Source organism: Ventosimonas gracilis (assembly GCF_001580025.1).
Taxonomy (GTDB): Bacteria; Pseudomonadota; Gammaproteobacteria; order Pseudomonadales; family Pseudomonadaceae; genus Ventosimonas; species Ventosimonas gracilis.
Genome location: NZ_LSZO01000125.1, coordinates 1 through 354 on the forward strand (window position 1 = coordinate 1; position 354 = coordinate 354).

The window sequence follows — 354 nt, forward strand, 5'->3', positions numbered from 1 at the left end:
TGGCGGTGTATTGTCGCCAATCGTTTGCACGTGGCATTGCAACAGGCGGTCGATGATGTTAAGCGCTTCGTTGAGGCCGCTGGCGGGGTCTATGGTGTTTTCCGGCACAAAGGGGATGGCGTTGTTAAGGGTCAGGCTCATACGCTGATACTCGCAGGTTGTCCAGCGCCGGTTAAGGCGTGCACTTGTTGCACGGTGTAAGCGCCGCTGTTGTAGGGGATGGTGATTGTGTTTTGGGTGGTTTCCCACGCCTGCCCGCCGCGTGTGATGCGGTAGTGTTTAAAGCCTGCCGATAGCGATACGTTCGCGCCGCCGCCGCGTCTGCCGGTGCCTGTCCAGCTCAAGATCAGCTCA

The 354-nt window shown here is 58.8% G+C and carries 1 protein-coding gene; it reads right to left on the reverse strand.

All coding sequences use genetic code 11. The annotated features are described in order from the left end of the window. Positions 1 to 137: 137 nt before the first annotated feature. Positions 138 to 354 (reverse strand): hypothetical protein (locus tag AXE65_RS13830; protein ID WP_160330599.1); only part of this gene is annotated, 217 nt, incomplete at its 5' end.